The organism is Kribbella sp. NPDC023855 (assembly GCF_040639475.1).
Classification (GTDB): domain Bacteria; phylum Actinomycetota; class Actinomycetes; order Propionibacteriales; family Kribbellaceae; genus Kribbella.
Genome location: NZ_JBFAAA010000005.1, coordinates 184,933 through 207,127 on the forward strand (window position 1 = coordinate 184,933; position 22,195 = coordinate 207,127).

The 22,195-nt window shown below is 69.0% G+C and carries 16 protein-coding genes and 1 pseudogene; 11 read left to right on the forward strand and 6 right to left on the reverse strand.

The genetic code is table 11. The features are described from left to right. Positions 1–20: 20 nt before the first annotated feature. The gene (locus AB0F51_RS19930) at positions 21–2,246 is read right to left on the reverse strand and encodes a M43 family zinc metalloprotease (protein WP_360281886.1); all 2,226 of its coding nucleotides are present in this window, start codon (positions 2,244–2,246) and stop codon (positions 21–23) included. Positions 2,247–2,502: 256 nt separating this feature from the next. Between AB0F51_RS19930 and AB0F51_RS19935 the strand changes: the two genes are divergently transcribed. Further along, positions 2,503–3,048: a hypothetical protein gene (locus tag AB0F51_RS19935; protein WP_360281888.1), complete on the forward strand. Its 546-nt coding sequence runs from the start codon at positions 2,503–2,505 to the stop codon at positions 3,046–3,048. Here the strand turns inward: AB0F51_RS19935 and AB0F51_RS19940 are convergent. After that, positions 3,045–4,028, reverse strand: coding sequence for a GNAT family N-acetyltransferase (locus AB0F51_RS19940; RefSeq protein ID WP_360281890.1), 984 nt, complete (start codon positions 4,026–4,028; stop codon positions 3,045–3,047). The two genes, AB0F51_RS19935 and AB0F51_RS19940, sit on opposite strands and share 4 nt — an antisense overlap. A 50-nt stretch (positions 4,029–4,078) precedes the next feature. Here AB0F51_RS19940 and AB0F51_RS19945 point away from each other — a divergent pair, with 50 nt between their 5' ends. Further along, positions 4,079–7,237 (forward strand): S8 family serine peptidase, encoded by a 3,159-nt coding sequence (locus tag AB0F51_RS19945; protein ID WP_360281892.1) that lies wholly within the window; start codon positions 4,079–4,081, stop codon positions 7,235–7,237. Positions 7,238–7,282: 45 nt separating this feature from the next. Here AB0F51_RS19945 and AB0F51_RS19950 read toward each other — a convergent pair whose 3' ends face one another. After that, complete coding sequence (locus AB0F51_RS19950) at positions 7,283–8,161, reverse strand: prephenate dehydratase (RefSeq protein WP_360281894.1); 879 nt, start codon at positions 8,159–8,161, stop codon at positions 7,283–7,285. Positions 8,162–8,200: 39 nt separating this feature from the next. Then, on the reverse strand, positions 8,201–9,004 hold the full coding sequence (locus AB0F51_RS19955) for a lysophospholipid acyltransferase family protein (protein WP_360281896.1): 804 nt from the start codon (positions 9,002–9,004) through the stop codon (positions 8,201–8,203). A 185-nt stretch (positions 9,005–9,189) separates the two neighbouring features. Here AB0F51_RS19955 and AB0F51_RS19960 point away from each other — a divergent pair, with 185 nt between their 5' ends. Then, positions 9,190–11,628, forward strand: a complete 2,439-nt coding sequence (locus tag AB0F51_RS19960; RefSeq protein ID WP_360281898.1) for a M64 family metallopeptidase — start codon at positions 9,190–9,192, stop codon at positions 11,626–11,628. 36 nt (positions 11,629–11,664) lie between these two features. Beyond that, positions 11,665–12,156: an anthrone oxygenase family protein gene (locus tag AB0F51_RS19965; protein ID WP_360281900.1), complete on the forward strand. Its 492-nt coding sequence runs from the start codon at positions 11,665–11,667 to the stop codon at positions 12,154–12,156. Here AB0F51_RS19965 and AB0F51_RS19970 read toward each other — a convergent pair. Next, positions 12,153–13,136 carry a zinc-binding alcohol dehydrogenase family protein gene (locus tag AB0F51_RS19970; protein ID WP_360281902.1) on the reverse strand — a complete coding sequence of 328 codons (984 nt, stop codon included), beginning with the start codon at positions 13,134–13,136 and terminating at the stop codon, positions 12,153–12,155. The two genes, AB0F51_RS19965 and AB0F51_RS19970, sit on opposite strands and share 4 nt — an antisense overlap. A gap of 71 nt (positions 13,137–13,207) precedes the next feature. Here AB0F51_RS19970 and AB0F51_RS19975 point away from each other — a divergent pair, with 71 nt between their 5' ends. The 7 genes and pseudogenes from AB0F51_RS19975 (at position 13,208) to proB (ending at position 21,793) form a co-directional block, all read left to right on the forward strand. Continuing rightward, positions 13,208–13,528 (forward strand): helix-turn-helix domain-containing protein, encoded by a 321-nt coding sequence (locus AB0F51_RS19975; RefSeq protein ID WP_360281904.1) that lies wholly within the window; start codon positions 13,208–13,210, stop codon positions 13,526–13,528. 64 nt (positions 13,529–13,592) lie between these two features. Next, a complete protein-coding gene (locus AB0F51_RS19980) occupies positions 13,593–14,420 on the forward strand; it encodes a TIGR03936 family radical SAM-associated protein (RefSeq protein WP_360281906.1) in 828 nt (275 codons plus the stop codon). Between the two features lie 144 nt (positions 14,421–14,564). Then, a pseudogene (locus AB0F51_RS19985) lies at positions 14,565–17,267 on the forward strand (Rne/Rng family ribonuclease); the annotation flags it as partial. Between the two features lie 963 nt (positions 17,268–18,230). Further along, positions 18,231–18,548, forward strand: coding sequence for a 50S ribosomal protein L21 (rplU, locus tag AB0F51_RS19990; RefSeq protein ID WP_360282548.1), 318 nt, complete (start codon positions 18,231–18,233; stop codon positions 18,546–18,548). Positions 18,549–18,560: 12 nt separating this feature from the next. Beyond that, on the forward strand, positions 18,561–18,821 hold the full coding sequence (gene rpmA / locus AB0F51_RS19995; protein ID WP_360281908.1) for a 50S ribosomal protein L27: 261 nt from the start codon (positions 18,561–18,563) through the stop codon (positions 18,819–18,821). Positions 18,822–18,972: 151 nt separating this feature from the next. Then, entirely contained in the window at positions 18,973–20,616 is a 1,644-nt protein-coding gene (gene obgE / locus AB0F51_RS20000) for a GTPase ObgE (protein ID WP_360281910.1), read from the forward strand. 55 nt (positions 20,617–20,671) lie between these two features. Further along, on the forward strand, positions 20,672–21,793 hold the full coding sequence (gene proB, locus AB0F51_RS20005) for a glutamate 5-kinase (RefSeq protein WP_360281912.1): 1,122 nt from the start codon (positions 20,672–20,674) through the stop codon (positions 21,791–21,793). 2 nt (positions 21,794–21,795) lie between these two features. Here the strand turns inward: proB and AB0F51_RS20010 are convergent, their stop codons facing one another. Next, the gene (locus AB0F51_RS20010) at positions 21,796–22,194 is read right to left on the reverse strand and encodes a universal stress protein (protein ID WP_360281914.1); all 399 of its coding nucleotides are present in this window, start codon (positions 22,192–22,194) and stop codon (positions 21,796–21,798) included. Position 22,195: the final 1 nt, after the last annotated feature.

Genomic DNA, 22,195 nt, shown 5'->3' on the forward strand with positions numbered 1-22,195 from the left:
CCGCCCAACGAGCTGGCTGTTCAGTTCAGCACCGCCTGCTCGCTTGTGGTCATCGGCATCTGGTCCGCCACCGGCCGGTCCAGCCGAAAATCGCTGACTACCCCGCCGAGCGCCTCGTACCCGGTGATCGACGGTCCCCAGGCAGTTCCATCCCACCACTTGTGATACAGGCCGCCGTCTGTGCCGACCACGAAGACGTCCAACCGATCAGCGCCCCACGAGGTCACCCGCGGCTCGTCGACGCAAATGCCGCCGAGCGACTCGAACCCGGACCACGACGTACCGTCCCACCACTGGTGGTACAGCGCGGAGTCCGTGCCCACCACGAAGACGTCCAGCCGGTTCTCGGCCCACGACACGGCAGTCGGCGCGCTGGAGCAGATGCCGCCGAGGTTCTCCCAGTCGGCCGACCACGAAGTACCGTCGTACCACTTGTGGTAGAGCGCGGAGTCGGTCCCGATGACGAAGAGGTCGAGCCGGTTCGGGCCCCAGGCCACGGCGGTCGGGGGACTGGCGCAGACACCGCCGAGGTACTCGAAATCGTTCCAGGCGGTCCCATCCCACCACTTGTGATAGACCGCGTTGTCCGTGCCGAGCACGAAGACGTCCAGCCGATCGGGGCCCCAGGCAACTACTTCGGGCGGGCTCATGCAGATGCCACCCAAGTACTCGAAGCCGTTCCACGCGGTGCCGTCCCACCACTTGTGGTAGAGCGCGCGGTCGGTCCCGAGCACGAAGACATCGAGCCGATTCTCCGCCCAGGCCGCGGCCCGGGGCGGACTCATGCAGATACCGCCGAGCGCCTCGTAACCGTTCCACGCGGTGCCGTCCCACCACTTGTGATAGAGCCCGTGGTCGGTTCCGAGCACGAACGCGTCGAGCCGGTTCGGTCCCCAGGACGCGACTTCAGGAGCACTCATACCAACACCACCCAGGTTTTCGTAACCGTTCCAGACCGTGCCGTCCCACCACTTGTGGTACATCGCGCGGTCGGTGCCGAGCACGAACGCGTCGACCCGGTTCTCGTCCCACGACACCACCGGGCCCGCCGGCGTCGGCAGCGCAGTACCGGCGTCCGAGCCCTGGTTGAGCTCCGTGCGCACGGTGTCCAGACAGGCCTCCATCCGCGCGACCTGACCGGCCGTGAACATCACCATGCCGCGGTCGTCGGTGTAGTCCATGTAGTTCACGAACAGGTCGCCGTCCGGCCCGTTGCTGCAGGACAGCTTCGGGAACGTCGGTACGCCGAAGTTTGGTCCGCCCTGGTTGGGGGTGTCGGCGACCTCGTCGCTCCCGCTGCAGCCGGTGCCGTCGTCGCCCCAGATGTGGAACAGGTTCAGGTAGTGACCGATCTCGTGCGTCGTGGTCCGGCCGAGATCGAACGGCGCCGCGGCCGTCCCGTTCGTCCCGAACCCGCTGTGCAGGATGACCACGCCATCGGTCTCCGCCGGGCCGCCCGGGAACTGCGCATAGCCGAGCAGTCCGCCACCGAGCTGCCCCACCCAGATGTTCAGGTACCGGTCGGCCGGCCAACGATCGGCGCCACCTGTCGCCGCCGACTTGATCGCGTCGTCGGTACTGAACGACGTGCGCGACGTCTGGGTCCGGGTGACGCCGGTCGTCGGGTTGCCGCCGGGGTCGGTCGTGGCCAACCGGAACTCGATCCGTGGGTCGGCGACCAGGCCGGTGAACGGCGCGGGCACGAAGCCGAGATCGGAGTTGGTGGCGCGGAAGTCGCGGTTCAGCACCTCGAGCTGGCTGTCGATCTGAGCCTGCGAGATGTTCTGCGCGGCGGTGTTCCAGACCACGTGCACCACGACCTGGATCTGCGCGACGCCGCTGAACCGCTGCTCACCGGCGACGTACTGCGTGGTCGCGTTCTCCAGGGCGGACCGGGCCGCGACGTACTCCGGTGAGGTGGACAGCAGCCGCCGATGCACCTCCATCACGCCACACTGCCGCCGCTGAGGATGCTCCTGCCCGCCGCCCCCCGCACCGCCGCCACCACCAGACATCCCCGGCGCAGGCCCGCCACCGCCGGTCATCCCCGGGGCAGGTTCGCCGCCGCTGGTCATCCCCGGTGCTGCCGATCCGCCGCCGGTCATCCCGGGCGTGGATCCGCCGCCGTTCATCCCCGGCATTCCGTTCGCCGATCGGCTCGTGCCGGTCGGCATCGCTCCACCGGGCATCTCGTTCCCGGCGCCGCGCCCCGTCTTGTCCGCTCTTCCGTTCGCCTTCCTCGGCATTTCTCCCCCTTGCACGCGGGGGCGACACGAGAAGGACGGAACGCACTACGCAGTACAGGCTCCGGACCGGAACGATTCCAGATCCCCCAGACCTCACCGGCCGAAGACGGCAGGCGCCGTCTTCCCCCACCGAACAGGCTGCCCCCAAGACGCTGCTCGTTTCCAGCGTCCTCTCGTCACCACCGGTGCGCAAGGCTTCGGCTCCGGGTTCGCCGTTTCCTTTGTGCACGTTGGAGAATGGCGTCAGGAGGGGTGGATGAGACGAGAGCTGTCCGTACCGTTCGAGGTTCGTGGTCATCGCGGGCTGATCAACATCCGGGTGCTGGCCAACCACGACCCGTGGGCGTCCGGGCATCAGCTCGTCGTACCGGACCTGGATGCGGAGGCGTTCCGCGGTTTCCCGATCTGTACTGCGACGCTGCGGTACCACGGGCAGGGCCTCAACGCGGTGATGGGCTGGGTGCAGGTCATCACGCGTTCGTTTGACGGCGAGGCTCTGGTGGACACGTTGCCGTTCCTGGCCGACGGCGGGCCGCTGTATGCCTACGGGTACCTGCCGACCTTCTTCGACGCACCGGCGAACCCCGGCGATCCGGACGGGGTGTGGCGCGCGGACACGTTCCTGGTGATCGTGCCGGACGTCATCCACACCCGCGTCCTCGAACCGGTCGCCGCCTTCACCTGGGGCTATCGGCTGACCGGTGGCTACGCGGACCCGCTCGACCCGGCCCGCCGTACCGCGGACTGGAGCGACCACCGCGCAGTACTGACCAAGTCGTATCCGGATTGGGTGTTCGCCTAGAGCTCGCGTTCCCAGTTGGTGCGCAGCGCGACGCGGCGGAAGCCGAGGTGGTCGTTGACGGCGATCATCGGTGCGTTGGTGGTGGCGTTCCAGGTGTGTACGACGGCCGGGTGGTCGAGGTCGGCCTGTAGCGCGCGGAGGTTCGGGACCTTCACGGCCATCCCCAGCCGCCGGCCACGGTGCTCGCGGCGTACGAAGGTGCCCCATTGGTACAGGCGCTCTGGATTGGCGGCCGCGCCACCCATCTCCGTGTACGCCGCCAACTGTCCGTCGGCATCGATCGCGATCGTGGTGTAACAGAAGCGGCCTTGCTTGGCCAGGCGCGCGTCGGCCTCGCGGATCCGCTCGGGCGTCCAGCGGGACGGCTCGTGGTCCAGCTCGCCGGTCGGCACGTCCTCGGCCATCGCGGTCAGCGCCTCGGCGAACTGCTCGATCCACTCTTCGGGGTGCGGACCGCGCCACTGGACGATCGTGTACCCGGGAGCCAGTTGTTCCAGCTCGGCGAGTCTCGCCTCCGACAGCGGCAGTTCGAGCACTTGGTGCAGCTCGACATGTTTGCGGACGAACCCGTGCGCGGCAGCGAACGCAGTACCGGCGCTCTCTCCGGTCTCCGCATCACCCAGCAACGAGCTGGACAGCAACCGCCGGCCGTCCTGCCGCGCCCGGTCGATGACGACCTCCAGCAACTTGCTGCCGACGCCCGTACGCCGGTACGGCGCGGCAACCGCGAGCTCGACCTCGACGAGATGCGTGTTCTCCTGCAGCCACCAGTCGAGCCAGGCAATCCCCAGCCACTCGTCCCCATCGACCAGCCCGATCCCATCGGCCCGCACATCGGAGTGCTCACCGGCCATCAACACCCGAGCCTCTTCCAGCCCAAGCCCAACCGGAAACTCGTCCTCCCGCCGCACCCCATCCCGAACCGCAAAAAACCGCTCAAAAACCGCCCTGTCCCGACCATCCACGCTCACGATGTCCACCCGAGGACCTTAGGCGAAATGCTCAACCACTTCCCGGAAATAAAGAGGTCGTGAAAGCAGCCCTCGTACTCACCGCAGCATTGGCCGCCTCCGCACTACTTCCGAACTCCGCGGCGCAGCGTGCCTCAGCCGCCGCGGTGGTGCCCGCCGCGATCCAGACAACCTCAACCACGCCACCCAAAAACCGAGCAGTCACCCTCATCACCGGCGACCAGGTAGTACTCCTCAACGGCAACCCAAACCACGCAGTTGTCCGCCCCGCGCCCGGTCGGGCCCACGTCAGCTTCGAGTCCCGCCGCACAGCCAACAAGTGGACAGTCGTCCCCTCCGACGTCCGCGACGCCATCAATCGCGGCACCCTCGACCCCCGTCTGTTCGAACTCAACGGCCTCCTCCGCGACGGCTACGACGACACCACCCGCACCGACATCCCGCTCCTCATCACCCACCGCACCACCCGCGCCAAACCCGCCAACGCCACCATCACCGCCACCCTCCCCGCCCTCAACGGCCTGGCCGTCCGCGTCCCTAAGTCCAAGGCGACCGCTTTCCTCAAAGCCAACCCGAACCAGAAGATCTGGCTCGACGGCAAGCTCCGCACCACCCTCGACCACAGCGTCCCGCAGATCGGCGCCCCCGCCGCCTGGCAGTCCGGCTACACCGGCAAGGGCGTGAAGATCGCCGTCCTCGACAGCGGTATCGACTCCACCCACCCCGACCTCGCCGGCCAAGTCACGGCCTCCGCCAACTTCACCGACGAACCCCTCGACGACGCAGCCGGTCACGGCACCCACGTCGCATCGACCATCGCCGGCAAGGGCGTCGACGGCTACCGCGGTGTCGCCCCCGACGCGAAGCTCCTGAACGGCAAGGTCTGCGACGCCCACGGCTACTGCCCGGAGTCAGCCATCCTGGCCGGACTCGAGTGGGCCGTCGCCCAGCACGCGAACGTGGTCAACCTCAGCCTCGGCGGTCCTGGTTCGGAAGGCCTCGACCCACTCGAGGAAGCCGTCGACCGCCTCACCCGACAGACCGGCACCCTCTTCGTGGTTGCCGCAGGCAACGAGCCCGGCAAGGCCAGAATCAACAGCCCCGGCTCGGCCGAGTCCGCCCTCACCGTCGGCGCCGTCAACGCGCAGGAACAGTTGGCCGACTTCTCCAGCCAGGGCCCCGGCCCTGGTGGCGCAATCAAGCCCGACCTCACCGCCCCCGGAGTCGGCATCGTCGCCGCCCGATCCGCCGCCTCCCACCCCGAGGACCCGGTCGGCGACAAGTACACCCGCATGTCCGGTACGTCGATGGCCACCCCGCACGTCACCGGTACCGCGGCCCTCGTCGCCCAGCAACATGCTGACTGGAAGGCCCCGGAGCTCAAAAGCGCACTGATGGCAGCCGCCAAGCCCGCCGCGGACCTCACGGCGTACAAGCAAGGCGCTGGACGAGTCGACGCCGCCCGCGCCGTTACTCAATCCGTCATCGCCGAAACCCTCAGCATCTCCTTCGGTACTGCGCTCTGGCCGCACGCCGACGACAAGCCCGTCGCCAAACAACTCGTCTACCGCAACCTCGGCACCACCGCGGTCACCCTCGACCTCCGCACCGAAACCGCCACGGCCGACCAGCCGGCGCCCACGCAAGCCTTGACCCTGAGCACCCACAAGCTCGCCATCCCAGCCGGCGGCAAGGCGTCGCTCCAGGTCACGTCGGACACCTCTCACAACGGCCCGGACGGCCTGTACGACGGCAGGATCGTCGCCACCGCCGGACAGCAGCAACTCGTCACGCCCATCGTCGTGGACAAGGAAGTCGAGAGCTACAACCTCACCATCACGCACCTCGCCCGCGACGGAAAGCCGACGCCCTCCAGCGGATCCTGGCTCTGGAACCTCGCCACCGGAGACTTCTACGACAGCCCAGTCGATGTCAACGGCAAGGAAACCGTCCGGCTGCCGCGCGGATCCTATTTGCTGCAGGCAACCATCGGTGGCGCGGCGGCAACCAGTCAACTGGTCCAGCCGAAGCTGGAGATCGACGGTCACCAAACCCTGGTCGCCGACGCACGCCAGGCCAAGCCGGTCGACATCACCGTGTCGCGGAAGGGTGCGAAGCCGTACCTGACCCAATCCGGCTTCCACCGAAGTACTCCCGACGGCCCTTGGCTCAGCCTCGGCCAGCTCTTCCTCCCCGGCAACGCCCTCTTCCTCGGCCGCCTCGGCGATCCGGTCCCGGAGGACCAGCTGACCTCGTTCGTGATGACGAGCATCGGGGCGCCCGGTGCGGACGGCGAGTTCGTCAATTCGCCGTACACCTACAACCTGCTCGACACCCGGCGCGGCTCACCCTTCGACGGCCTGACCAGAAGGGTCTCCGATCGCTCGCTGGCACACGTCGCGTCGACGTTCCACGGCAACCTGGCGACGCCCGACGCCGCCGCGATCCAGGTCGTCTCCCAGCCGAACGTCCGCCCGCCCCTCGGCGTCGGCTTCCGCATGACGCTCCCCGCCAAGGTCGACCAGTACTACGAACCGGGCGCGACCGAATGGACGCGGATCTACCAAGACGAGTCGATCAACCTGTCATCACCGGCCCAGCGTTTTCGCGCCGGCACGACCCACCAGCGCTGGAACGCCGCCGTCCACACTCCCGGCTTCGCCGGCCAAGGAAGCGCAGTACGGACCGGTGACGCGCTCAAGATCCACCTCTTCTCGCACAACGACCCCGACGGCCACGCCGGTACGACGGAGGGCACCGCAGTCACCAAGCTGTCGCGCGCCGGCGAGCTAGTCGCCGAGTCACCCGAATTCGGCAAGCTGGAAGTGACGGGTCAGCCGCCGGCGCAGTACCGCCTGGAGACCTCGACAGGAACGACCTCCGTCACCGCCACCTTCCGCTCAACCACAGACGGCCCCCTCCCGCTCCGCTTCGTCCGCTTCCACCCAGCCGTCGACCGTTACAACCAGCTACCCCGCAAACCAACCACCGTCCTGCCCTTCACCTACGACACCCAGCCCGGCACCCCACCGCTCAAGAACCTCGTCATCGAATACTCACCCGACGGCCAGACCTGGAAGCGCGCCTCAACCGCCAGAGCCCGAGCAATCTTCTCCACGCCGCCGAGGGCCACCCAGCTTTCCCTCCGCGCAACCGTCACCGACGTCGCCGGCGACACCACAACCCAAACAACCCTCGACGCCCTCAAGCTCAGATAGCCGACTGCCTCCGTGCACTAGGCGGGAGAGTTCCGCAGGCGGTGGCTAGTGGTGGGGGCGGAGGGCGCGGCTGGCGGCTGATTCGGCGATCTGGGCTCGGAAGGGATGGGCCGGATAGACGCCGAGCAGGCGGACCTCGACGGAGAAGAAGGCAAGCTCCTCCAGGGCGAGGGCGACCGGCGGATCCTCCGGATGCCCTTCGACGTCGGCGTAGAACTGGGTCGCGAAGAAGGTGGTGTCGAGCTGGTAGCTCTCCAGCTTGGTCATGTTGACGCCGTTGGTGGCGAACCCGCCCATCGCCTTGTACAGCGCGGCGGGGACGTTGCGGACGCGGTACACGAAGCTGGTGATCGTCGGGCCCGAGCCGACCGCGGGGACGTGCGGTTCGCGCGACAGCACCAGGAAGCGGGTGGTGTTGTGGTGCTCGTCCTCGACGTCCTCGGCCAGGATCTCCAGCCCGTAGAGCTCGGCCGCCGCGACCGGTGAGAGCGCGGCGACGGTCGGATCCGCGAGCTCGGAGACCTCGCGGGCCGACCCGGCCGTGTCGTCGGCGACGACGGTCGACCAGCCGTGCTCGCGGATGATCTTGCGGCACTGGCCGAGCGCGTGCACGTGGCTGCGCACGGTCCGGATCGACTCGATCGAGGCGCCCGGCACTGCCATCAGCTGGAAGTGGATCGGCAGGAAGAACTCGCCGATGATGTGCAGCCCGGAGTCCGGCAGCAGGTGGTGGATGTCCGCCACCCGGCCGGCGATCGAGTTGTCCACCGGGATCATCGCGAGTCCGGCGCGACCGGTGCTGACCGCTTCGAGGGCGTCCTCGAACGTCGTACAGGGCAACTGCTCCCGGTCCGGGAACATCTCGGTGCACGCCATCGCCGAATTGGCCCCTGGCTCACCCTGGTATGCGATCGGTCCGTCCACGGTTTCCCAGCCTAGCGCCATGCCATCTCACCCTCTGGATCAGGTGTCCGTCTTGCGGACCTTCTTGGGTGCGCCGGTGGGCGCCCGGCCCTCCAGCAACTTGGCCTTGGTGGCGTACATGTCGATGTACTCCTGGCCCGACAACTCCATGATCCTGTACATGATCTCGTCGGTCACGGCCCGCAGGATCAGCCGGTCGCCTTCCATCCCCTCGTACCGCGAGAAGTCCAGCGGCTCACCGAACTTGACCGTCGGGGACGCGAACGAGGCGACCACCTTGCCGGGCGGGGCGACCACGTCGGTACCGATCACGCCGCACGGGATGACCGGGACCTTGGCCTCCAGCGCGAGCCGGGCGACGCCGGTCCGGCCCTTGTACAGCCGGCCGTCGTGCGAGCGGGTGCCCTCGGGGTAGATGCCGAACAGGTCGCCGCGCTCGAGCACCTTCAGGCCGGCCTTGATGGCGCCCTCGGAGGCCGAGCCGCCGGAGCGGTCGATCGGGACCTGGCCGGTGCCCTTGAAGAAGCCGCGCTGGAACCGGCCCTTGATCCCGGCGCCGGTGAAGTAGTCCGACTTGGCGACGAAGGTGACCCGGCGGCGCAGTACCAGCGGCATGAAGATCCAGTCCGCGTAGGACAGGTGGTTGCTCGCGATGATCGCCGGCCCGACATCCGGGATGTGCTCGGCGCCCTCGACCTTCGGCCGGAAGATGCGTTTGACCGGCGGGCCGACCACGACATGCTTCAGCATCCAGTAGATGCCCTTGCCGTCGCCGTCACCCACGTCCCCGACCGGGACCTCCCGGTCCGGTTCGGGCCGCGGCGACTGTGCCGGTTCCGTCATCGATGTCCTTTCCTCACGTTTCCCCGAGCCCTCATGATGCCGTACGACGCCCGCGCCCGCCCCTGTCAGCGCGTAAGTCGCCGCGCCGTGAACCGCTGACAAGAACACGCCCCCCTTCGTAGGCTTTCCCCGGCGGGCTCACCACGAGCCACACCGGGGCGCCAGACGTGGGGGAGGACCGCCCGGTGACACCCAGAACAACCCGCCTGACCGCAGCCCTAGCAGTAGCCACAGCAGCCCTGATCGGCCTCCCCTTAGCCGCCACCGCAAGCTCAGCAGCCACCGCGGCGGTGCCCGCCGCGGTTCAGGCAACGCCAGCCGGGACTGTTGTGCCTCTGCAGGTGACAGGACCGGCGGCTTCGCGGTTCAACCTGGTGGTGATGGGTGACGGGTACACAGCAGCCGACCTGCCGAAGTTCCGGCAGCAGGTGGACAAGCACCTGAACGTGCTCTGGAGCATCGAGCCGTTCAAGAGCTACCGCAACTACATCAACGTGTACGCCGTCGAGATCCCCTCACCCGAGAGCGGCGTCGACTGCGACCCCAACCTGACTTCCCCCAAGGTCGACACCCCACTCCAGATGGGATTCTGGGGCGGCTGCAACCCCGCCTCGGTCCAGCGACTACTCACAGTCAGCGCGACCGCCGCCGCGCAGTACGCCGACCTGGTCCCCGGCACCACCCCGTCCAACCGCCAGATTCTTGCTATCGGCAACAGCGACACTTACGGCGGCGCCGGCGGCACCTACGCGACCGCCTCGGGCGGCAACGCACTGTCCGCTCTGATCACACCCCACGAGCTCGGCCACTCGCTGGGCGGGCTGCAGGACGAGTACGACTACTACGCCCGCGGCGCCCGCGGCGCGGCGTACGAGGGTCCGGAGCCGAGCTCGATCCACCACACGCTGCTGACCGAGCAGCAGATGCTCGCCGAGCAGAAGAAGTGGTTCCGCTGGCTGGGCGAGCAGTCGGAGTCCGGCGGCCGGATCGGGCGCTACGAGGCCGGCATGTACGCCGGTTCGGGCGTCTGGCGGCCGAGCCGGCACTCGATGATGAAGGTCCTCGGCTACTACTTCGACCAGGTCTCCCGCGAACGGATGACCCAGCGAATCTCCTCCCGAGCCAACCTCATCCAAGCCAGCACCCCACCCGGCCCAGTAGCCCCCACCCAGGTCGTCTGGCTCCAAACCCTCCACCCCGCCAGCCACGAACTGACAGTCACCTGGACCCTCAACGGCACCCCGCTCCCCACCAACAACCAACGCTTCATAGACCTATCCACCCTCTCCCTACCCTCCACCACCCCTCACACCCTCACCGCCACCATCACCGACCCCACCCCCTTCATCCGAGACCCCGCCGTCCGAGCCTCAATAACCACAACCCGCACCTGGACCATCAACCCACCCGCACCCACGCAAGCCAAGGCGCAGGCCGCGGCGACCACGCAAGCCGCGCGAGCCGAAGGCGAGCAGGCGGCGACCCTGGCCGGGGGAGCCGGGCTTGCGGAAACTTCTGCGGCGCAGCGGCGCTCAGCCAGCGCGGCGGTGCCCGCCGCGAGTCAGGCGACCTTCACCGCGTCGACGGCGACGGAGCAGCCGGTTAATGCGGGGGAGGTGGTTTATGTGGAGACGACGCAGTCTGATTCTGAGCAGCCGGTGGTTACCTGGCGGCTTGACGGGAGTGTGGTGGCTAACCCGGGGAACGACCGGGATCTCCCGCTCGCGCCGCTCAACCTGACCGGCACGCACACGCTCACCGCGACCGTCGGCTCCGACACACGTACCTGGCAGGTCGACGGGACCACCCCGACAACCACCGCCACCCTGTCCAAGCCGCTCCTCAAGATCACCAAACCCAGCGGACCGGAGTACATCTACAACGACGCCTTCACGATGTCCCTCAAAGCGACGGACAACAGCGCCGGGTACGTCGTACCGGAGTTCCGGGTGAACGGTGATGGTTGGTACAACTACTACGGCTGGCCCACCGACGCGGACCTGCCGTTCCGGTTCACCGCCGAAGGCACCGAGATCGACCAACTTGTCTACGGCAAGCTCGGCGTCCCGCGCGTCGTGCCGTGGGACGACGTCCCGTCCGGTTATGGCCGGCACCAGATCGAGTACCGCGCCATCGATGCCCCCGGCAACATCGCGGCCCCGGAGCGCTTCGCCGTCACCTTGTTGCGCCCGGCACCGACCTGCACCACGACCCTCACCGGCATCCAGAACCGCCCGCTCACATTGACATCCGGCGTCACCTGCCTGACCGATGCCACAGTCAACGGCCCGGTCACGGTCCGCCCAGGCGCATCGCTAGTTGCCACCGACACCAAGATCCAAGGACCGGTCGACGCCTCCGGAGCAGCAGACGTCCACCTCCTCCGTACTACGGTCAGCGGCCCGGTCAACCTCGCCAGCACCAGCCGTAGCGCAGTACTGGTCGGAAGCACCATCGCCGGCCCTGTCACCGTGCTCAACGCCCAGACGACAGAGCCCGTAGTACTGGCAGGCAACACCATCAACGGCCCGCTCGCTTGCACCTCGAACGCGGCCACCCCGACCAACCTCCAAGCCCCCAACCAGGTCGCCGGACCTCGCTCCGGTCAGTGCCGTGCCCTTTGACAGTTAGCCGGCCGGCCGGTCGGATAGTTTGCCGCCATGAATGGACTGCGAGTTGCGTCGTTGATGGTGGCCACGATGCTGACCGGCCTGGTCGCCGGCGTCTTCGGGATCTACGCGAACGCCTTCATGCCCGGCCTGGCCAAGACCGACGACAAGACCTTCGTGACCGCGTTCCAGGCGGTCGACCGGGCGATCATCAACCCGGCCTTCCTCGGGATCGGCTTCTTCGGCGCGCTGATCTTCACCGCGGTCGCCGGGGCGCTGAACCTGAAGGAGAAGTCGCTGCCCTGGATCGCGGTCGCGTTCGTGCTGTACCTGGCCGTCGTGATCATCACCGTGACTGTGAACGTGCCGCTGAACGACGCGATCAAGGCGGCCGGCGATCCGAACACGATCGACGTCGCGGCGGTCCGGGCAGCCTTCGACGAGTCGAAGTGGCGCGCATTCAACCTGGTCCGGGTGGTGCTCAGCACCGTCGCGTTCGGTCTCCTCACCTGGGCACTCGTCCTGACCGGCAAGTCCAACTAGAGGCGGATGACGTACTTGCCCTCGCCGCGCCCTTCCGCCAACGCCTGCTGAGCCGCAGCGGCGTACTCGAGCCCGTCACGAACAGTCAGCACCACCTCCAGTTCACCCCGGCTGAGCCTGTCCAGCACCTCCCGCAGTGCCTCAGCCACCATCCCCGGCGCCTTGGCCGCATACCCCCTGATGCTGAACCCACCAATGGCCGCGTTCCCGCCGAACAGCTTTCCCGCCGGCGGTAGCGCGGCCAGCGGCGCCCCACCCGCGTTGCCGAACAGCACCACCCGTCCGCCAGGGGCGACCAACTCCAGGTCGCTGTCGATCCAGTCGGTCCCTTGCGGGTCCAGCACCAGATCAACTCCCCGTCCGCTGGTCAGTTCCCGGACCCGGGCGACCAGCCCTTCACCACGGACGGCCACAGCGTCGTACCCGGCCTTTTCCGCCAGCGCGACCCTCTGAGCGCTACCCACTGTCCCCAGCAACAACCCAGCGCCGTACAGGCGAGCGAGGGAGGCCAATGCTTGCCCTACGCCACCAGCGGCCGAGTGCACGAGCACGCTGTCGCCGGGACGGAGTCGCCCAGTCGGTCCCAGCAGCAGCGCGGCAGTAGTCAGCGTCCCCGGAGCTGCAGCAGCCTCCTCGATCGACACCCCAGCAGGGATCTCCACAGCCAACTCAGCCCGTACTACGGCGATCTCGGCGAGCCCACCAGTCCCGGTGAACGCCGCAACCGGCGTACCGATCGCAGGCCCGCTGACCCCAGGCCCCAGCGCCCGTACCGCCCCAGCGACCTCCAGTCCGGGCACGAACGGCCAACCGGTGGCGTATCCAGGGTCCCCGCGCCGGGCCATCACGTCGATGAAGTTCACCCCGGCCGCCCGGACGTCGATAGCCACCTCACCTGGCCCGGGCACGGCAGCGGGGACGTCGCCGACCCTCGTCGTACTGGTGTCGCCGGCCGGCCGGTCGAAGAGCAGAGCGCGCATCGGATTCCTTTCGACGTTCGTCGTATGTCGAAAGACGATACACTCGTACGACGATCATCGAAAGGAAAGTCATGGCGCATCCCCGCAGGCCGGCCCTGGTCCACCCCGAAGCGGCGGATCTGACCCTGTACGCCGTCCTGCACGCGCTGGCCGATCCGACCCGGCTGATCATCGTGCGCACGCTCAGGAACGACCTCGAGCGAGCCTGCGGGACGTTCCCGGTCTCGGTCGCGCCGTCCACGCTCACCCATCATTTCCGCGTACTCCGGGAAGCCGGTGTGATCCATCAGCGCGAAGAGGGCAATCGCCGCTGGACCACGCTGCGCTACGACGAGCTGGAAGCGCGCTTCCCCGGCGTCATCGACACCGTCCTGCGGGCGGCGCCTGCCTGAGCTCACCCGGGGCCGGGGGAGCGGTGATGTCCGCGTGGTGCCCGGAAGCTGCGAGAATGGCGCCGTGGCACCAGTACAGGCTCCGCCGTCCCAGCAGCTTCCCGCGGTCCAGAAGCTGCGGATCCGCTTCGCCAAGCGCGGGCGGCTGAGGTTCACCTCACACCGCGACTTCCAGCGCGCGTTCGAGCGAGCCGTACGGCGGGCCGAGCTCCCGGTCGCGTTCTCGCACGGCTTCAGCCCGCACCCCAAGATCTCGTACGCCGGCGCCGCACCGACCGGGGCAGCCTCGGAGGCGGAGTACCTGGAGATTTCGCTCACACACGAGCGGGATCCCGAGCAGGTGCGGGTCGACCTCGACGAGGCGCTGCCGACCGGCCTGGACATCCTCGAGGTGGTGGTGGCCACCCCCGGGTCGCTGGCCGACCAGCTGGAGGCCAGCGAGTGGCTGATCGCGTTGCCTGGGGTGGATCCCGCCGACGCCGAACAGGCCGTCGCGGCGTTCCTTGCCCGGGAGGAAATTCTGGTCGAGCGCATGACCAAACGGGGCCTTCGCTCGTTCGACTGTCGGGACGCCGTTCTCCGACTCACCGTCGGGAGTGAGCCGGCGCGGGTTGAGACGTGTGCGATACTGCAAGTGGTGTTACGGCACGGAACCCCGGCCGTGAGACCCGACGACGTTCTCGCCGGCGTGCTCGAAGTAGCGACGCTTCCGGTGACGGGCCCGGCTCTTCTGACCAGGCTCGCCCAGGGCCCGCTTCTCGCGGCCACCGGCACTGTGGACGATCCGCTCGCTCGTGACCGCGACGCCACCCAGGCGACCGCGACCGGCCAGGCGGTCGACCACCAGACGCAAGTAGCGGAGAGCGACGCCGCCGCTCCAGCTGCGCCCTAGGCGCTGGCGGGGGCGGATCCAGAAGGCTTCCGCCGCGCCGGATTTGCACCCCGGGAGTGGCGAACCGTGACCGCTTTCTGGCGGCACCGGACCCGTGACAGGGGTCGCAGGGTGCGCCGGAAGGCCTGAGGAGACCCGCACCGCATGCTCGACAACGAGCCGAACACCACCGAAGCAGCCGACCAGGCCGCCACCGCCCCCGCAGCCAAGCGCGCTGCCAAACAGCCGGCCGCCAAGAAGACGGCGACCCGCAAACGCACGACCAAGAAGGCCGCCGCGGCCGTTCCCGCCGAGGCGGAGGCGGTCAGCACCCAGTCCGACGCCGAGTCGGCCGACCCGGCGCCCGCGCCGGCCAAGAAGGCTGCGGCCAAGCGCACGGTCAAGAAGGCGGCCGCCAAGCGCCCCGCCAAGAAGACCGCCGCCAGTCGCGCCGCTGCCGGTCAGGACAGCCTCCTGGGCGACGACGACGGGCCTGCCGCTCCCGCCGAGGAGCCCACGGACGCCCCGGCACCTGCCAAGAAGACCACGCGCAAGCGCACCACCAAGAAGGCCGCCGCGCAGCCGAACCTCCTCTCCGAGGACGCCCCGACCACCGACGGCCCTCTGGCCGCCGCGGAGCTCCCCGAAGAGCAGTTGACCGAGGAAGAACTGGCAGCAGCCGAAGCCGCCACCGCTGAAGCTGCAGCAGCCGAGAAGGCAGCAGCTGACGCCGCAGCCGAAGCCGCCGCAGCTGAAGCCGCCGCCGAGGCTCCGGTACGTCGTACGCGCCGCCGTGCGCCGGCCGCCGCGGCTGTGCTGTTCCAGGCGCCCGTCGAGGTGCCTGCTCAGGCAGCAGCGACCAGCCCGGTTGAGGCGACGCCTGACGAGAGCACCGAGGAGCCGGCGCCCACCGGGCGTCGTACCCGCCGCCGTTCGACCGCCGCCGAGCGCGCGGCCGAGGCAGCCGCACCCGAGGTCGAGGCCGAAGAGACCGCCGAGGTTGCCGACGAGCAGCCGACCACGCGCCGTCGTCGCAGCCGTCGCGGCCGCGACCCCGAAGAGGTAGCAGCCGACCGCGCCGAGCCCGTGCTCGAGCAGGCCCGCGAGACCGAGCCCGAAGACGACGAGGACGACACCGACCAGTCGGCCGAGGCCGACGACAACGACGGCGAGGAAGGTGGCGAAGGCAACCGCCGGCGCCGCCGTCGCCGGGGTGGCCGTCGCCGCCGCAAGGCCGGTGACGCCGACGGCGCCGAGGACAGCGCCGACGAGGACGACTCGGACGACGACCAGCAGGACGACGAGTCCGACGACAACGACCAGTCCGCCGAGGCCGACGACGAGACGGACGGCTCCGGTACGTCGTCGCGCCGCCGTCGCCGTCGTCGTCGCCGCAAGGGCGAGGACCCCGGTACGGCGCCCGACGACCCGGACGAGATCGTCGTGCGGGTTCGCGAGCCGCGCAGCAAGACCGTGAACAACGAGATCACCGCGGTCGAGGGCTCGACCCGCCTGGAGGCGAAGAAGCAGCGCCGCCGCGAGGGCCGCGCCGCCGGCCGCCGCCGCGCGCCGATCGTCACCGAGGCCGAGTTCCTGGCCCGCCGGGAGTCGGTCGAGCGGACGATGGTGATCCGCACCCGCGGCGACCTGACCCAGATCGCCGTCTCCGAGGACAACGTCCTGGTCGAGCACTACGTCGCCCAGGAGGAGCAGGTCTCGCTGATCGGCAACGTGTACCTCGGCCGGGTGCAGAACGTGCTGCCCAGCATGGAGGCCGCGTTCATCGACATCGGCAAGGGCCGCAACGCCGTCCTGTACGCCGGTGAGGTGGACTGGGCGACCCTCGGCGGGGGCAACGGCCCGCGCAAGATCGAGTCGGTGCTCAAGTCCGGCCAGGCGGTCCTGGTCCAGGTGACCAAGGACCCGATCGGCCACAAGGGCGCCCGGCTCACCAACCAGATCAGCCTGCCCGGCCGGTACGTCGTCTACGTCCCGCGCGGCGGCAACGGCGGCATCAGCCGCAAGCTGCCCGACACCGAGCGGAACCGCCTGAAGGGCATCCTCAAGGACATCGTCCCCGACGAGGCGGGCGTGATCGTCCGGACCGCGGCCGAGGGTGCGACCGAGGAGGAGCTGACCGCCGACGTCAGCCGCCTGCAGTCGTACTGGACCGAGATCGACAAGCTGTCGAAGTCGGGCCAGGCGCCGCAGTTGCTGCACGGCGAGCCCGACCTGCTGATCCGGGTCGTCCGCGACCTGTTCACCGAGGACTTCTCCAAGCTGGTCATCTCCGGCGACGAGGCCTACGACCAGGTCAAGGAGTACGTCTCCACCGTCGCTCCGCACCTGGCCGACCGGGTGGAGAAGTGGGACGACGCGACGTCTGGTGACGTCTTCTCGAACTACCGGATCGACGAGCAGATCAAGAAGGCGCTGGACCGCAAGGTCTGGCTGCCGTCGGGTGGTTCGCTGATCATCGACCGGACCGAGGCGATGACGGTCGTCGACGTCAACACCGGCAAGTTCACCGGCTCCGGGGGCAACCTCGAGGAGACGGTCACCAAGAACAACCTGGAAGCGGCCGAGGAGATCGTCCGCCAGCTCCGGCTGCGCGACATCGGCGGCATCATCGTGATCGACTTCATCGACATGGTGCTGGAGCTCAACCGCGACCTCGTACTGCGCCGGCTGGTCGAGTGCCTGGGCCGGGACCGGACCAAGCACCAGGTCGCCGAGGTGACCTCGCTCGGACTGGTCCAGATGACCCGGAAGCGGATCGGTACGGGCCTGCTGGAGGCGTTCAGCGAGAACTGCGACCACTGTGGTGGGCGCGGGCTGATCCTGCACGACGAGCCGAAGGAGTCCCGCCGCCGGCAGGACGACGGACGCGGTCGCGGGCAGCAGCAGCACTCGCACGACCAGAAGTCCGACGGCGAGGCCGCCAAGAAGACCTCCCGCAGCCGCAGCCGCGGCAAGGGACGCGGCCGAGGCGAGGACGACCAGCCGGAACCGACCACCAACGGTGACGCAGCCCAGCGCCTGGCCCAGATAGCCGCCGCCAGCGCCGCAGCCGCCGCACACACCGAGGGCGAGGCTCCGCACGCCGAGCCGCCGGCTACTTCGCACGCAGACTCGGCCACGGAGTCCTCGGAGGGCACGCCCTCAGAGCGGGACGCCCGGTCCGCTGAAGGTGACCACGAGGCCGCCGGCAGCTCGCGGGGCTCTCGCGGAGGCGCTCGCACCGAGCAGGAGTCGCAGGTTGGCGCCGACGGCGCTCACAGCGGCTCGCAGGCAACCGCCGAAGGCGGCGACGTACCGGCTGAGGAGAAGTCCGAGGGCACCAGCCGTCGGCGTTCTCGTGGGCGGCGGTCGCAGGGTGGTCGCTCGCAGGGTGACCAGGCGGCCGAGCAGGCTCAGGAGCAGGCCAGCGGCGAGCAGCCGCAGGCGGGCTCCCAGGGCGAGCAGGCGCAGGGTGGCTCTCAGGGCGAGCAGGCGCGGGGTGAGCAGGCTCAGGATGAGTCGGGCTCCGATGACGGTGAGAAGGCTCAGAGCAACGGTTCTGGGCGGAACGGCAGTGCCCGGCGCCGGCGGAGCAGCCGTGGGCGGGGCAAGGCCGGCGACGGTAATGACAGTGATGCAGGTAACAACGGATCCGACGCCGGAGCGACCGCTCCGGAGCTGGCGTCCACCCCGGTTTGACCCACTCGTGACGCGCGCCGTATTCTTGTCATTCGGCGCGCGTCTCGCGTGCCTCCTTTATGTGGGCCGCGTGAACGTGTGTGAGACCGCAGCCCGGTAAGACTTCCGAACAAACAGAGAGTGAGATCCACGGTGTACGCGATCGTGCGCAGTGGCGGCACCCAGCAGAAGGTCGCCGTCGGCGATGTCATCGAGATCGACAGCCTGACGGACCAGGTCGGCGACACTGTTTCGCTGCCCGCAGTCCTTGTCGTCGATGGCGACACCGTGACGACCGATGCCGCCGCTTTGTCCAAGGTGGCCGTTTCGGCCGAGGTCCTCGGCCGCACCAAGGGCCCGAAGATCAACATCCTCAAGTACAAGAACAAGACCGGTTACCGCAAGCGCCAGGGGCACCGCCAGCACTACACCCAGGTCAAGGTCACCGCGATCGACGCCAAGAAGAAGTGAGCTGATACAGACATGGCACACAAAAAGGGAGCAGCGTCGACCCGTAACGGTCGCGACTCCAACGCGCAGCGGCTCGGCGTGAAGCGCTTCGGTGGTCAGCTGGTCAACGCCGGCGAGATCATCGTCCGCCAGCGGGGCACCCACTTCCACCCGGGCACGCTCGTCGGCCGTGGCGGCGACGACACGCTGTTCGCGCTGGCTGAGGGCAAGGTCGAGTTCGGCACCCGCCGCGGGCGTCGCGTCGTCAACATCGTCCCGGCCCCGGCGGAGTAACACCGCCACCCGGTCGAGTCACAAAGCCTTGTCGAAGGGCGGGTCCGCGGAATAGCGCGGCCCGCCCTTCGGCTATGTGTAGAAGAAGATGCCTTCCCCGAAGGCAGCAGCACCCCAGAAGTCAGTTCTCCCAGCAGGAAGTTGAATACCGATGGCGATCCCCAGCTTTGTCGACCGGGTCACGGTGCACGTCGCCGGTGGCAACGGCGGAAACGGCTGCGCCTCGGTGCACAGCGAGAAGTTCAAGCCCCTCGGCGGTCCCGACGGCGGCAACGGCGGCGACGGCGGCAGCATCATCCTGCGGGTCGACCTCGACCAGACCACGCTGGTCGACTACCACCGTTCCTCCCACCGCTCCGCGACGAACGGCCAGCAGGGTCGGGGCGACCACCAGGCGGGCAGCAAGGGCGCGGACATCATCCTGCCCGTCCCCGACGGCACAGTCGTCAGTACGCCGGAAGGCGAAGTGCTCGCCGACCTGGTCGGCCACGGCTCCGAGTACGTCGCGGCCGCCGGTGGCAAGGGTGGCCTCGGGAACGCGGCCCTGGCCAGCTCCAGCCGCAAGGCGCCCGGTTTCGCGCTGCTCGGCGAAGAGGGTGAAGCACGCACGATCGTGCTCGAGCTCAAGGTCGTCGCGGACATCGGCCTGGTCGGCTTCCCCAGCGCCGGCAAGTCCTCGCTGATCGCCTCGATCAGCCGGGCCCGGCCGAAGATCGCGGACTATCCCTTCACCACCTTGATCCCCAACCTGGGCGTTGTCGTCGCCGGTGAGCACGTCTTCACCGTGGCCGATGTGCCGGGGCTGATCGAGGGGGCCAGCGAGGGGCGCGGTCTCGGCCACGACTTCCTGCGTCACGTCGAGCGGTGTGCCGCATTGGTCCACGTGATCGACTGCGCGACGTACGAGCCGGGCCGTGACCCGCTGAGCGATCTGGACACGATCGAGGCGGAGCTGAAGGCCCATGGCGGGCTGGAGGACCGGCCCCGGCTGATCGCCCTGAACAAGATCGACGTACCGGACGCCAAGGAGATCGCCGAGATGGTGACGGCCGAGCTCGAGCAGCGCGGCCACAAGGTGTTCTCGATCTCGACCGCGAGCCACGAAGGCCTGGACGCGCTGAAGTTCGCGATGGCCGAGATCGTCGCCAAGCGTCGCGCCGAGGAGGAGAAGCCGGACACCACCCGGATCATCCTCCGGCCGCGCGCGTCCGGCGGCCCGGAGTTCAAGGTCAAGAAGACCCCGGACGGCCTGTGGCTGGTGCAGGGCGAGAAGCCCGAGCGCTGGATCCGGCAGACCGACTTCACCAACGCCGAGGCGACCGGCTACCTGGCCGACCGGCTGAACCGGCTCGGCGTCGAGCGCCAGCTGCTCGAGCTGGGTGCGCAGGCCGGCGACGGCGTACAGATCGGCGACGGCCCGAACGCTGTCGTCTTCGACTTCGCTCCCGAGATCCAGGCCGGCGCGGAGCTGCTGTCGCGGCGTGGTGAGGACCAGCGGCTGGACGAGGACCGCCCGGCGGCTCAGCGTCGCAAGGAGAAGGACGAGCAGTACCACGCCCTCAGGGCGGGCGAGATCGAGCGACCGGCGGATCTGTCGGAGTACGGCAAGGGCTGGGTCGAGGACGACGTCGACCTGACCCCGGCAGAGGCGAAGGCAGCCCAGAAGGCCGCCGAGAAGGCCGCGCGCAAACAAGCCCGCGAGCTGGCCGCCGCCGAGGAACTGGAAGCCGAACGCGCTTATGCTGCAGGCATCGACATCGACATCGATGCCGAAAGCAACAACCAGGACGCATGACCTGAGGCCGTCGACGACGCCGGCCTCGCCAGCTCGGACTGAGTCAGGAAAACTGATGCGGGACAGGAAGCAACGGGCCGAGGTCGTCAAGGCCGGGCGGATCGTGGTGAAGGTCGGTTCGTCGTCGCTCACCCAGCGCGGCCGGATCGACCTCGAACGGCTGCGGCTGCTGGTCGACGCGATCGCCGCGCGGCGCGTCGAGGGCAGCGAGGTCGTGCTGGTCTCCTCCGGCGCGATCGCGGCCGGACTGGCGCCGATGGGGCTGCGCTCGCGCCCCCGCGACCTCGCCACCCAGCAAGCGGCCGCGTCGGTCGGCCAGGGCCTCCTGATGGCCCGCTACAGCGACGCCTTCGCCGCGCACGGGCTCCGCGTCGGCCAGGTGCTGCTGACCGTCGACGACGTCACCCGGCGGAGCCACTACCGCAACGCCTACCGGACCTTCGCCCGGCTCCTCGAGCTCGGCGTCGTCCCGATCGTCAACGAGAACGACACCGTCGCGACGACCGAGATCCGTTTCGGCGACAACGACCGTCTCGCCGCGCTGACCAGCCACCTGGTCCACACCGACCTGCTGGTCCTGCTGTCGGACGTCGACGGCCTGTACGACGGAGACCCGCGCAAACCCGGTACGACGATGATCACCGACGTCCGCGGACCCGCCGACCTCGAGCCGCTGCAGATCGGCCGAACCGGCAGCTCCGGCGTCGGCACGGGCGGCATGCAGACTAAGGTCGAAGCAGCCGGAATCGCTACCGAGGCAGGGATTCCGGTCGTTCTCACCTCGGCCGCCCGCGTCGGCGAAGCACTGCGCGGCGACCCGGTCGGCACGCTCTTCCACCCGACCGGCCGCCGCCGCAAGACCCGCCTGCTCTGGCTCGCCCACGCCACCTCGGGCCAGGGCCGCCTCATCCTCGACGACGGCGCCGTCCGAGCCCTCACCGAACGCCGCTCCTCACTCCTCCCGGCCGGAATCACCGCCGTCGAAGGCAACTTCTCCGCCGGCGACCCGGTCGACCTGCTCTCACCCGCCGGCCTGGTGATCGCCCGAGGCCTGGTCAACTACGACGCCACCGAACTCCCCGGCCTCCTGGGCCGCTCCACCCGAGACCTCGCCCGCGACCTCGGCCCGACGTACGAGCGCGAAGTAGTCCACCGCGACGACCTGGTACTGCTGTGAGTTCACGCGTGCGGTGACTTGACTGCCAGGACTGGGCATTCGGCTTCCAGCAGGATGGTTTGGGCCTGGCTGCCGAGGATCAGTTTGCCGACCGGAGTACGGCGGCGGAGGCCGATGACGATGAGCTCGGCGTTCAGTTCATAGGCGAGGCGGAGGATCTGGTCGGCGGCGTCCTTGCTTGCCACCAGCTGGGTCAGTTCATGATCGACGCCGGACTCGGCTAGCCGTTGCTCGACCGACTCCCACTGCGGCCCGGACGCGAAACGCTTGTCCACCAGGGCCTCGCCGCGCGAGGAGTTCACCACGACCAGCCGCTGACCGCGCAGTCTGCCCTCTTCGATCGCGCCCTCCAGAGCGGCGACGCCTTCAGGGGTTGGCACATACCCGACGATGATCGCCATG